This window comes from Vibrio sp. 10N.222.52.B12, assembly GCF_002875385.1.
GTDB classification, from domain to species: Bacteria; Pseudomonadota; Gammaproteobacteria; order Enterobacterales; family Vibrionaceae; genus Vibrio; species Vibrio jasicida.
The window spans coordinates 1-11,925 of record NZ_MDAW01000162.1 but is presented as its reverse complement, the minus strand read 5'-3'; the positions used below and the strand labels follow the sequence as shown (position 1 = coordinate 11,925).

General features: G+C 47.7%; 12 protein-coding genes and 1 pseudogene. 4 read left to right on the top strand and 9 right to left on the bottom strand.

Translation table 11 applies throughout. The features are described from left to right. Positions 1-56: 56 nt before the first annotated feature. The 6 genes and pseudogenes from BCT11_RS25580 to BCT11_RS25555 form a co-directional block, all read right to left on the bottom strand. Positions 57-1,265 (bottom strand): annotated as a pseudogene (locus BCT11_RS25580) (NupC/NupG family nucleoside CNT transporter). A 314-nt stretch (positions 1,266-1,579) separates the two neighbouring features. Beyond that, on the bottom strand, positions 1,580-1,897 hold the full coding sequence (locus tag BCT11_RS25575) for a DUF4144 family protein (protein ID WP_102389588.1): 318 nt from the start codon (positions 1,895-1,897) through the stop codon (positions 1,580-1,582). Positions 1,898-2,052: 155 nt separating this feature from the next. Beyond that, positions 2,053-2,763 carry an HAD hydrolase-like protein gene (locus tag BCT11_RS25570; RefSeq protein ID WP_102389587.1) on the bottom strand — a complete coding sequence of 237 codons (711 nt, stop codon included), beginning with the start codon at positions 2,761-2,763 and terminating at the stop codon, positions 2,053-2,055. A gap of 195 nt (positions 2,764-2,958) precedes the next feature. Continuing rightward, entirely contained in the window at positions 2,959-3,249 is a 291-nt protein-coding gene (locus BCT11_RS25565) for a putative quinol monooxygenase (RefSeq protein WP_005435368.1), read from the bottom strand. Between the two features lie 143 nt (positions 3,250-3,392). Next, a complete protein-coding gene (locus BCT11_RS25560; protein WP_102389586.1) occupies positions 3,393-3,929 on the bottom strand; it encodes a DUF924 family protein in 537 nt (178 codons plus the stop codon). Between the two features lie 57 nt (positions 3,930-3,986). Further along, the gene (locus tag BCT11_RS25555) at positions 3,987-5,834 is read right to left on the bottom strand and encodes a M3 family metallopeptidase (RefSeq protein WP_102389585.1); all 1,848 of its coding nucleotides are present in this window, start codon (positions 5,832-5,834) and stop codon (positions 3,987-3,989) included. A gap of 242 nt (positions 5,835-6,076) precedes the next feature. Here BCT11_RS25555 and BCT11_RS25550 point away from each other — a divergent pair, with 242 nt between their 5' ends. Beyond that, on the top strand, positions 6,077-6,448 hold the full coding sequence (locus tag BCT11_RS25550; RefSeq protein WP_033005074.1) for a hypothetical protein: 372 nt from the start codon (positions 6,077-6,079) through the stop codon (positions 6,446-6,448). A 10-nt stretch (positions 6,449-6,458) separates the two neighbouring features. On the opposite strand, the gene BCT11_RS28565 is transcribed toward BCT11_RS25550, so the two are convergent. Together BCT11_RS28565 and BCT11_RS25545 are read right to left on the bottom strand one after the other, a co-directional pair. After that, entirely contained in the window at positions 6,459-6,593 is a 135-nt protein-coding gene (locus BCT11_RS28565) for a hypothetical protein (RefSeq protein ID WP_258070486.1), read from the bottom strand. A gap of 2 nt (positions 6,594-6,595) precedes the next feature. Then, complete coding sequence (locus tag BCT11_RS25545) at positions 6,596-7,120, bottom strand: hypothetical protein (RefSeq protein ID WP_102389584.1); 525 nt, start codon at positions 7,118-7,120, stop codon at positions 6,596-6,598. A gap of 154 nt (positions 7,121-7,274) precedes the next feature. On the opposite strand from BCT11_RS25545, the gene BCT11_RS25540 reads away from it, so the two are divergent. Further along, the gene (locus BCT11_RS25540; RefSeq protein ID WP_102389583.1) at positions 7,275-8,963 is read left to right on the top strand and encodes an amidohydrolase; all 1,689 of its coding nucleotides are present in this window, start codon (positions 7,275-7,277) and stop codon (positions 8,961-8,963) included. 58 nt (positions 8,964-9,021) lie between these two features. On the opposite strand, the gene BCT11_RS25535 is transcribed toward BCT11_RS25540, so the two are convergent. Next, positions 9,022-9,195 (bottom strand): hypothetical protein, encoded by a 174-nt coding sequence (locus tag BCT11_RS25535; RefSeq protein ID WP_009706819.1) that lies wholly within the window; start codon positions 9,193-9,195, stop codon positions 9,022-9,024. Between the two features lie 237 nt (positions 9,196-9,432). On the opposite strand from BCT11_RS25535, the gene BCT11_RS25530 reads away from it, so the two are divergent. Continuing rightward, positions 9,433-10,563 (top strand): sugar diacid recognition domain-containing protein, encoded by a 1,131-nt coding sequence (locus BCT11_RS25530; protein WP_102389582.1) that lies wholly within the window; start codon positions 9,433-9,435, stop codon positions 10,561-10,563. A 148-nt stretch (positions 10,564-10,711) separates the two neighbouring features. Beyond that, positions 10,712-11,845, top strand: coding sequence for a glycerate kinase (locus BCT11_RS25525; protein ID WP_102389581.1), 1,134 nt, complete (start codon positions 10,712-10,714; stop codon positions 11,843-11,845). Positions 11,846-11,925 lie beyond the last annotated feature (80 nt).

Here is an 11,925-nt window from a genome sequence, read left to right as displayed (position 1 = left end):
GCGGACCATATAATTAGCCCACACGATGGTGGGCTTCAATTGGAATGAGAGAGTGATTACAGGGCGATAAACAACCCTGCTAGCGCTGCACTCATCATGTTGGCAAGCGTAGCAGCAATAACGGCACGGAAGCCAAGTTTTGCCACTTCTTGGCGTCGCTCAGGTGCCATTGCGTTAATCGAACCCAGCTGAATCGCGATAGAGCCGATGTTAGCAAAACCACACAATGCGAAAGTGATGATGATTTGGCTATGTGCTGAAAGGGTTTCTTTCACGTTGACGAAATCAAGGAAGGCCACGAACTCATTCAGAATCGTCTTCTGACCGATCAGTGAGCCAGCGGTTAGGATTTCATTCATCGGGATGCCAGCAAAAAACGCCAGTGGTGCGAACAGGTAGCCAAAGATCAATTGCAGCGTTACGTCTTCGTAGCCAAACCAGTTGCCCACGGTTTCAAAGCCTGCGTTGACCATCGCGATGACGCTGACAAAAGCAATCAGCATAGTACCCACTGCAACTGCTACTTTCACGCCGTTCATCGCACCAGAAGCTAACGCATCGACGATGTTGGAATCTTCGCTTTTCTCTAGCTGAATTGCGCCTTGATGCGCCGATACTTCACGTTCTGGCACTAAGATCTTCGCCATCAACAAGCCACCCGGAGCCGCCATAAAGCTCGCCGCGATAAGGTATTTCAGTTCAATACCCAGTGCTGCGTATCCGCCTAGTACGGAACCTGCCACAGACGCCATACCACCAACCATTACTGCGAACAGCTCAGAGCGAGTCATGTTGGCCAAGAACGGACGGACTACCAAAGAGGCTTCACACATGGATAGGAAGATGTTGCTGGTTGCAGCAAGAGATTCGACTTGAGAAGTACCCAGTAGGCGATGGATAGCACCACCGATGACTTTGATAAGAGCTTGCATCACGCCCAAGTAGTAGAGCATTGAGATGATAGCGGAGAGGAAAATGATAAGAGGGAGTACGCGAATTGCGAAGATGAAGTTGCCCGTTGCGAGTTCGCCAAAAACAAACCCGATGCCTTCGTCTGCGAATGAGAGGAGCCCGGATACGCCGTTGCTGATGGAGCCTAACATGGATTGCCCGAGAGGGAAGTAGAGCACCAGAGCCGCAAAACCGGCTTGAAGAGAGAATGCGCCGATTACGGTGCGCTAGTTGATGTCGCGACGACTATCAGAAAGTGCGTAAGCACACGCCAACAAGGCCAATACGCCGGCCAAGCTGAAGATGATTTGCATTATGTTACCTTGCTATGTATCTGTATTTGAGCGAGCCGTGAAAAAGACGCACGCGTGCAGAGGCAACATTGCGGAGAGTGCAAAATGTTGTCTTTACCCGAAGTCGAATTCAAAGCCCGTAAACGCTAACAGTTACGCTGGGCCCTGTTCCTTGGGGCAAGTTTCCATTTTGCAGCCGATTGAAAGCTGGTTCGGTTCCATTTCATCGTGAAAGGAGAACCTATCTAACCGGGCGCGGAGTATACGCACGGTTTTCGGTGCTGACAATGGTTATTGAGGGGATTTTTCGTTGTACGAAAGCAAGGGCGCAATTGTTAATCAGCTAAGGCCTCAATCGCTTGTTGGACGGAAGTAAAATGGATCTTGATGATGCAGCGCTGTGCTTGAGCAAACTCGTGTTTTTGAATCAGCTCGGTCACTTGCTGCACGTTCAATGTTTGTGGCAATAGACCCAATTCCACCGTGTTATTGCTACCCGTTTTCAATGCAAAGCAGTGGCCTTGTGTATCAATCACAATGTCATCCTGACCCCAAATCAAGGCTTGGCATTCGGCGTTGAACTGCTCTGGCGAAGCCAAATACACCAGTTCGTCGTCGCCATCGAGTTTGAGTAAACAAGGCCATGTGATCATTGCGTTACCTTAATATTGGAGTGGGTTATTTGAAGTCGTCTACGTGCTAAATAAGCGACGTAAGGCAAGTACGATACACAAAGCCTAAAGAGAGCAAAAGGCTTTCTGTCTTGCTGTGTATTTAAGAGCTTTAGTTTCGCGTTTATTGAGAGAGGCTAGGCGTACTTGCCAATGATTCCGAGCAAGTCTGCCACTTGATGTGCCACATAATCGGGCTGGGCGTTCCAGTGCTCTGGTTGAGCGCCGCTGTACGCCGCTGCTACGGCAATCACTTTGCAGCTGCCACCTAACTGATGCTCGATGTTACGCGCAAACTGCGTGTCTGCCTCGTGGTCACCAATGTACATCAGCAGTTGTTTATCGGAGTGCCCAAAGATGGACTCGATGCATTTTATGCCACCAAAAGGGTCCGGTTTTTGATGCCCGTTGGACACATCATCGTAGCCCACGACGGCTTTAAACGGTGCATTGATTTGGTTGGCGCTAAGTACGTTACGAATGTTGGATTGCGAGTTCTGAGAGCAGACTCCGTGTGGCAGGTGTTCGAACGCATTCACCACATCAGCAATGCCACTGAACAGATTCACTGGTGTTTGGTTTTGCTCTTGGTGCTCAGCCCACATGGTGCCCGCGATGAGCATCTCCTCATGGGACAGACCATAGTAGTTTACGTACAGATCTTGCCAGTTTTTCGCTGCGTGATTGGCATGATGGTAATCCGCTTCACTGCGTAGGTATTTCGGTAAGTTATCCCCGGTCAGGTGCGGCGCTACAACGGACAATATCGCTTTGGTGATGTCGATATTTTTCGGAACAGAATTTACTAGGGTGCCATCGTAATCCCACAATACGGCGTCTAACTTCATGCAAAACCTTTTGAAACAGCGAAGGGTGAGTAGCTTTAAATCTTGCCAGTCTTAATGGGGAGATAATCAGATCTTGCTCATGTTTTCATAAGCTTGCTTTGAATCGCTCGGAAGAGAGAACAAGCGAGAGAATAACAAAAAGCCAGCAAGGTGATGGTTGCTGGCTTTCTAGTGCATGCTGCGTTGTACAAGATGTTAAGCGATGTGCGACATCTCGTTTAGAGTGAAGGTGTCTACCGCGCCTTCAGTTGCTTTCATGTATTGCGCTAGGTGCTCGTTGTCCATGTGCGTGCGCCATAATTCGCGTGACTCCCAGTTTTCGTAGAAAGTGAAATGCGCTGGGTTTTCGTTATCTTGGTGAAGGTCGTAGTTGATGCAACCTTCTTCGGCACGAGTGACATCAATCAGTTTAAGTAGCTCGGCTTTTACCAATTCTACTTGGTCTGCTTTGGCGATGATGTTAGCGACGATAGTCAATTTAGCCATGATGGAAATCCTCTGTTGATCGTGATGTATCGTGTTGATGAGGTAAAGATTAGTCGCGAATCACTAAATGATAAACAGCACAATGATTGATTTATTATCAAATATAAATTGATAATCGAACTTCAATCTTGTGCTAGCAGTGTTTAAAAACTGGAACCCGGCTGTTGTAAGAATTCCACTTCTTCTGCGGTGCTATCACGGCCTAAAATCGCATTGCGGTGTGGGTAGCGACCAAAGCGATCGATGATCACTTTATGCTTTAGTTCGAACTCGTAGTTCGATTCTCGCCCCAGTGCTTTGAATAGCTTCTCTGCCTCTTCATGAATCCGCTTAGATTCACTGTGCATAAATGGCATGTACAAGAAGCTGCGTTCGACGTCCGTCAATTCTTGGTCTAAGCCTAGACGAACTGCCTCTTGTGCCAAAGCAAGCGCGAGAGCATCTTGAGCAAAAGCTTTTGGCGTATTGCGGTAAACGTTGCGAGAGAATTGGTCGAGCACGATGATCTCTGCCAGACGGCCTTGCGCTGTGTCACGCCAGCCAAACAACTCAGATTGAGCGGCTTGTTCTAAGGTGGTGAGAAAGCGTGTTTCGATTTGTTTATCGACGTCGGCATTACTCACAAACCAGTCTTTTGGTTCCAGTTCTTCAAACCAGAAAGTCAGGATATCTTGGTACATGGTTGCTTCCCTGATAGAAAAAGAGCTAGGAGTATAACCCCTAGCTCTTGGTTTCGCTTATCGACCGTAAGTCTCTTCGATGTAGCGCTCAAACTGCTCGCACATCTGCTCGTCTGAGACCGTATTGCTCGCTAGCTCTTTGCTGCCATCCACCACCTTGATGCCGGCATTTAAAGACGCTACCGAAGCACGTTCACGAGTTTGCAGCGAAGCAATCTTCTTCTGTTGTACTTCCCATGCTTGTTCTGGCGATAGGTTACATACGTCCGCCAGATACTTAGCGTTAAAGCCCTCACCCGTTAGGCTAACGATAGTCTCGTTGTGCGATAGGTGATTACCCGCATGCCAGTAATGTTTCGCCAGTAGCGGACCAATCTCTGGGTTGTCAGTCAGGTAGCCAAACTTGTCGAGGAAGTAGGCGCGAGTCTGGTAAACCGCCATGTGTGCTAGCAAGTAGCCGTGGTAGGCACACGCTGCTTCATCAGACAGAAGGTGTGGAATTGCCATCAATGGGCGTGGGCTGCATTCCAAACCAAGAATTTGCTTTTCACAATCGCGTGCCAGCTTAGTGATGCGCTCTGGCGTCAGCTCTTCATCACTTAATTGGTAAAGCGCACGTTCAAAATACGGCACGACTAAAATGCTGCGCTCTTCGTACGCTTTGAATGGCTGACGGCTGTTGATCATCGCTTGAATGATCTCATCCGGTACTGGGTTACCTTCTGCGTCCAACGCGTATTGTTTGAGCCAATCGGCATCGGTCAACAGGCTGTCACAGAACATGGATTGTGTTTCTGCATATGCCATGGAAGTTGGTGAGAACTCTTGAGAGAAGCACGGCGCGTTCATCTTCACGTTAGCGAAGTGCGCAGCGTGACCGCCTTCGTGGAACAGAGTATTGATGCCATCGTAGCCGCTGCCAACTTGGTCTGGTTTAGCGTTACTGGTGAAGTTCACCTGCGCGGCAACCCATTCGCCTTGGTTGTAGAAAGATGGGATAGGACCATGGCAGAAACCGTTCGGGTATTTGCCCTTGCGATCAAGCAGGTCTAGCGTCAGTTCTGCGCCTGAATATTCGATGTTAAGACGACCGAACGATTCCACCCAACGACGTAGCGACTTTGAGAACGGTACGTACGGGTCAAGGTCACGCATGACATCACCCGCGAACGAGTACACAAAGTTGTAGCCAGTCAGTGCGCTTTGACCTTTCTGCTCAGCAAGGTTTGCCAAGCTGTTTAGGTGGGCATCACGCGTGCGTTGTTCAAAGTCATCCAAGATGCTGAACAGTTGCTCTGAGCTCATCTTTTCTGTCTTCTTCACTGAGTAATCAAAGAAGGTTTCGTAGCCCAAAGAACGTGCGAATTGGTTACGCAGTTTGATCAGCTCAATAAAGCCGTTTTGCAGCAACCATTGCTCAAGGTCGAGCAGAGTTTGGTGCGCAGATTGACGCACTTCTTCGTGATTATTGGCGCGAATGGTCGAAGACAATACTGGCAAAGAGCCCTCGGTTTGTTCACCGTTTTCATTGGTAAACGTCAGAACGTGATTTTGCTTTTTCTCGAACAACTCGGCTTCAAATGCAATCAGAGCATTCTTTTGTGCTTGAGCTTGTTCGCCTTCAATTGCATGCGATTCAAACGTTGCCAACCAGCCTTGCAGACCAATTTGCGTTTGCTGTTTCTCTTGTGGGTCTGCAATTGTTTCAGCCGCTTCAAGTTGCGCTTTGATGGCTGAGATTTGCTCGGCGTTACTTAAGAAATTGGTCCAAGCGGTTTGTGCTTTTGTCGAACCATCGTGATCGTCACTGATGCCCATGTACGTCTCCCAAAAGAAATCTTCTTTGGTGCGATGGATAGCGAGGTAACGTTGGTTGAGATCGTTTAGGTATTCCGTTGCAGTCATTTTGATCCTTCAAATGTTTGCTTTATTGAGGTTTTTATCGTCATTGATTATGGCACGCATAAGTAGCAGAAAGGAATGCGAAATCCATTTACTATGTTTATGGCTTGTAAACAGGAATTTACCGCACTTTTTACATGTGCAGACGTCAGTCACAAAATTTTTCCGTTTTTGATTAGTAATGGCCGTTCTCTATTTATAAAATTCGGTCTTTCGCAGTGGTGCTGAAAGTAAGGAAAACAATAATGAAAACAAGAATCGCAGCTCTAACAATGGGGTTAACCTTGGTGGGATGTTCAGCGACAACACCAACCAATGACCAAGTTTTTAATATCGAGGAAAACTGCGCCGTCATTATGAGTGAAGGAGTGACCCCAGAAGAGCGTTGGAGCGCCTACAACAAGCTTATTGAAAGCTATGGCGACCATTATGTATCTGATAAGAACCGTTTGGAATTGGCTCGATGGAACTCATTTCGCCAAAAGCTGATTCGCGATGAGAGTCATCAGTTACTCAAAGAATTTATTGAAGTGAGTGACTGGGGCTGCGCAAATGGCAATTACCTTGAAGAGATGTACTTATTTGTGAAGGAAACACAAGCGAGCAAATCAGAGTAAGACCTGCGGCTTACTCGTCTTCATCCGATTCTTGATGCTGATTGATCTCTTTGCCACACCCTAAACATTGGTTTGAGAGGTCGGTTGGCATCATGATGATCAAACCACAATGAGGGCATAAATCGCCTTGGTCGTATTTTCTCATCACTAAATTCCCTGTTTGGTTAAGACTTTTTGCAGTTCTTGTTCATAACGTTGAGCCGCATCAACCAATGCATTTTCGCTATATTTGCGTTCGAATATCGGAGAATTTTTTGCTCCCGTACCGAGATAAACTCGAATGTGGGGGAGGCTTTCCTCGTGCTCTTGAACAATGCAAAGTCCAACCGCGTTGTCATGATCCATTTTGTATCGCAAGTAGAAGTCGAGTTTTCTGTTTCCGTTTAATCTAGCGCCACCCGTCTTTACGTTGTTGTGTTCTAACGTATTGAATTTTAATACGTACTTCTTTTGCATTTCTTCAGCAATAGCTTGAAGTTCAACGGCATATGGGTTGCTAGGTGGAACGAACTCTTTAGTTTGAGGTGCTTTGGCCTTGAGTTTTGCTTCAATTGCATTAACGACTAAGTTCGCATCTTTGTTGAGACTCTTTTTCGCATTGGTGAGCATGCGTCGAAGTTTATTGTCATCATTGGTATTACGGACGATATCTAGCGTTTTTTCGATACTCATTCTTCACCTCTTATTAATTTACGGAATGATATTCTATATATCATTTTTGAGAAGGTCAAAAATGAATCGATTAGCCCTGATTTTAAGAAGTAGAACAGCAAACTAAACCAATTTGCATATACTCAATGTGTTAGCGAATACAACGGAAGGTGTCATGTTAACTCCTCATAGACTGATTCTTGGTGCTGCGTTGCTGCCTGTATTTGGCGCGTGGGCGAATGCTGCTGAGCAAACCGCAGACGTGGTGTACATCAACGCTGGTATTTATGGTCACCCAAAAGCAGACGCTGTTGCCGTGCATGATGGACGGATTGCTTTTGTTGGCGATAAAGCCAAGGCACAAATGTGGGTTGGTGAGGGCACGGAAGTGGTGGATTTGACTGATACCTACTTGTTGCCAGGTTTTGTCGATAACCACAATCATGTGTTTGAGGCGGCTTCCGAAGCAGGCGGTGCGTGCTTGTTGCAAGCTGGCACCTTGTTGGATGAGCAAATCCCACAACTGCAAGACTGTAAAGAGTTTGTCCAAGATGGCGAATGGTTGATGGGGTACGGTTTTACGCTTGATGCGACCTTGTCGGAAGAAAACCAGCGCACACCTCTCGAAGTGATCGATGAAGTCTTTCCTGAGACGCCGGTGGTGTTAATGGAGCAAACCTCTCACTCGATGTGGGTTAACTCGGCTGCGCTGAAAGCGGCGAACATTGATAAAAGCACACCCGATCCGCAAGGCGGTCGTATTCTCAAAGATCCGGATACCGGCGAGTTGAATGGCATCTTGCTGGATAATGCTGGTGATTTAGTGATGGAACTGGCTTGGAACAGCATGAGTGCGCAATTTGCGGTGAGCTACCAAGGTTTGTTGACTGGATTAGAAGAAGCTGCGCTTTACGGCATTACCACGATTGGTGATGGGCGAATGTACTGGAAGCGAGGTTGGTATGAAGTGTGGAAGGAGAGTGAAAAACGAGGTGATCTGACCGCTCGTGTCTTTTTACGACCATGGATCTATCCGACTGACAGTATGGACTCTCAGCTGTCGTATTTGAAAGGCATTCAGTCCGACGATACTTCTCGCTTGCTGCTGGTGAACCAAGTCAAAATGTACAGTGATGGCATCTTCATCAATGGTACAGCCAAAACCCTTGCGCCTTATCTTGATACTTACCTGCCGGATTCTCCTTATGGGCTGAATTACATTTCGCCACAAGCGATGCCCGACTGGCTAAGCAAGCTCGATAAACTGGGTTATAGCGCTCATATTCATGCTATCGGTGACGGTGGTATTCGTGAATCACTCGATGCAATTGAGAAGGTGCGCAGTCAGGGCAATCAGCGACGTTACACTTTGACGCATGTCGAGTTGGTGAACAGCAAAGACGTGCCAAGGTTTGCCAAGTTAGGTGTCACGGCGGACTTTCAAGTTGGCTCCGATTATGTGGCTTATCATGATCACCAATGGGCAGAAGCTTTCTTAGGTGCTAAGCGAGCGAGAGCCTTGATGAACCTGCGTGCGCTTTATAATGCCGAAGCTAACGTAACGTTAAGCAGCGATTGGAATGTGCATGATTTGAACCCATTGGTTGGTATCTCCAATAGTTTGGTGATGGGTGAAACCGGATTGCCAAATGTCTCAGCTGCGATCGATGCCTACACAATTCATCCGGCTTACAGCTTGGGTTTAGAAAAGGAAATTGGCTCAATAGATATCGGGAAATCGGCAGACTTTGCTGTATTGGATCAAGACATCACCCAACTGAAAGCGGAAGACATCGCCCAAGCTCGCGTCCTCATGACGGTGTTGAGAGGGGAAGTGGTCTACGAGCAATTGGATGACGAATAAGCCGAGCGATGACTCACTCGGCTGAAAGGTTGTTGTGTTTTAGAAGCGTATTTAGAGACTATTGCTCAGGGTATTCGCCCATACCTTGCGTTTGCCCTTCTGCTTTCCAATGCTCGCCTGGGTCAAAGGCTTCATCGCATAGATCGACGGTGTAGCCCATTTCGGTAATTTCTTTCAGGGTGAGGTTGTCAGCAATTTTGGCAATGTCGCCCGCCTTGTTCCGCAGTTCCATGGTTTCCCTCCGGTCACTGTTTGGTTGTCGGTTCAAGTCGCGCCAAGCATAAAAACTTGGGTGGCTCGGTTATAAGTATAAGCAGTGATGGAGGACTTTATCGTTTAATCGCCATAATTTATTTAAGGTTAATTGGTCGGTATAACACTTTGACGTCGATACCGGTTCAATATCATGGCGATAGAAGACAAAGTGTGATTTATTGACGCCTCAATCGTGGAGATTTTAGGAACGGAAATGGTGATTCTCGACCACACACTCGCGCAGCAAATCGTCGATCGCACCATGTCGATCATTGGTCATAACATCAATGTGATGAACGCGGCAGGCACCATTATTGGCAGCGGCGATGCTGAGCGTATTGGTCAAAAGCACGATGGTGCAGTGCTGGCGCTGAATCATGGTGACTCGTTAGAGTTGGATGAGCAAAGTTGCCAATCATTGCAAGGCGTGAAACCGGGCATCAATATGCTGCTGCACTTTAAAGGTGAAGTCGTTGGCGTGGTGGGTGTGACTGGTAACCCTGAACACATCCGAGCGTTCGCTCAGTTAGTGAAGATGACAGCGGAACTGACGATTGAACAAGCTTCGCTGGTGGAGCAATTGCAATGGGATCGGCGCCATCAAGAAGAGTTTGTTTCAGCATGGTTGAACCAACAACTTAGTGATTCCGAGTTGCACGATTGGGCGCTGCGCCTTTCCATCGATTTAACAACACCACGAGTTGCTGTCGTGATCGAGCTTAAAGCAGAGAATGCGCCTGTTAGTTTGAACAGCGTACGCGACGTTGTTGACGTGTTGTATCGCTCTGAAGATAAGCCGTTGGTGGCGATCATGTCGATGAATGAAATCGTTGTTCTCAAGTCTTTACGTTCTTCTTCGAATGGTGACCAAAGTGTGCTCGAGAGCATTCAGCGCCGCTTAACTGCTAATCAAATTGATGATGTCCGTCTCGCGATTGGGCAACGTTTTGATGGCGCACAACAGCTTCCTCTCTCCTACCAAAGTGCCAAGCAGGTGCTTGCTGTCGGTCGTCGCTCTCATCCAGAACAAACCATGTTGAGCTTCTCTGAATATCGCTTACCTGTGTTACTCGCCCCTTTAGCCGATTCTTGGCAAGGTGAACAACTCGCTCAAGCGATGGCGACTTTGCTTTCGGCAGACAAATCTGGACAGTTGATAAAAACCTTAGAGGCGTATTTTCAAGCCAATGGTAACGCCAATGATTGTGCTAAGGCTCTGTATATTCATAGAAATACCTTGAGATATCGTCTGGATAGAATCAGTGAAGTAACGGGCATTTCGACGCAAGATTTTACGGGATTGACCGAGCTGTATATCGCAAGCCAGTTAAGAAAGCTAAATTAGCTAATTGTGCAAATGCACGAAATAATTCAAACATAGTCAGTATTGTTTGGATGTTTGACTAAAGAATATGCCGAATTTTTAAGTGAGAATAGCCACATTGATGACCTGCGACTTGTCGCTCGCAGCGTGCTGTTTTCAGGAGAATGAAATGAAAGTTGTGATTGCCCCAGATTCGTTTAAAGAGAGCTTGACCGCCAAACAAGTGAGTGACGCGATCAAGACGGGTTTGTCTCGTGTTTGGCACGATGCAGAATTCGTCACGGTACCTGTTGCTGATGGCGGTGAAGGGACAGTTCAATCTTTGATTGATGCGACTGAGGGCGAGCAGGTTTTCGTGACCGTAAAAGGCCCACTTGGCAATGATGTTGAGGCGTTTTACGGCATTCTAGGTGACGGTGAAACCGCAGTGATCGAGATGGCAGAGGCAAGTGGTTTGCACCTCGTGCCAAGTGAGCAACGTGACCCGAAAAACACCAGCAGCTTTGGCACTGGTCAGTTAATTTTGAATGCGCTTGATCGCGGTATTCAACGCTTGATCATCGGCTTGGGTGGCAGCGCAACTAATGACGGTGGCACGGGTATGCTGGCGGCTTTGGGTGTTAAGTTTCTGGACAGTGCTGGTCAGCCAATCACTCCTAACGGTGGCGGCTTAGTTGAGCTAGCAAGCATTGATGTGTCTGGGCTTGACGCTCGTTTAGCGGACTGCGAAGTGCTGGTGGCATGCGATGTGGACAACCCATTATGTGGCGAGAAAGGTGCGTCGGCGATTTTTGGCCCACAGAAGGGGGCGACGCCGGCGGATGTTGAGCTGTTAGATTCTGCTCTAAGCAAATACGGTGAACTGACAGAGCAAGTGACAGGCAAGCATGTGCTGACTCAAAAAGGCGCAGGAGCCGCCGGTGGTATGGGCGCGGCGTTGCTTGGTTACCTGCCAGCACGATTGAAACCAGGGATTGAGATTGTATTAGATACCGTAAAGCTCGCAGAGCATGTAGCTGACGCTGATATTGTCTTTACTGGCGAAGGTCGTATTGATCATCAAACCGTGCATGGCAAGACCCCAATGGGTGTGGCGAAAGTGGCGAAAGAATATGGTTTGCCTGTCATTGCCCTAGCAGGTTGCACAGGTGATAACTTCCAAGCAGTCTACGAGTGTGGCATTGACGCGGTATTCGTATGTGTACCACGCGCAATGAGCTTGCCAGAAGCTTTGGAAGAGGCGGATGTGAACCTTGCGAACTTGGCTGAAAACGTAGCCAGATTGTGGCAATTACCTCGCTAACACTCCGTGTTTGGTTGAGCAGATAGCTCAGAGAACTCATATCAAAGCCTCCCAATAGCGGCTGTCTCTTGATCACAAGT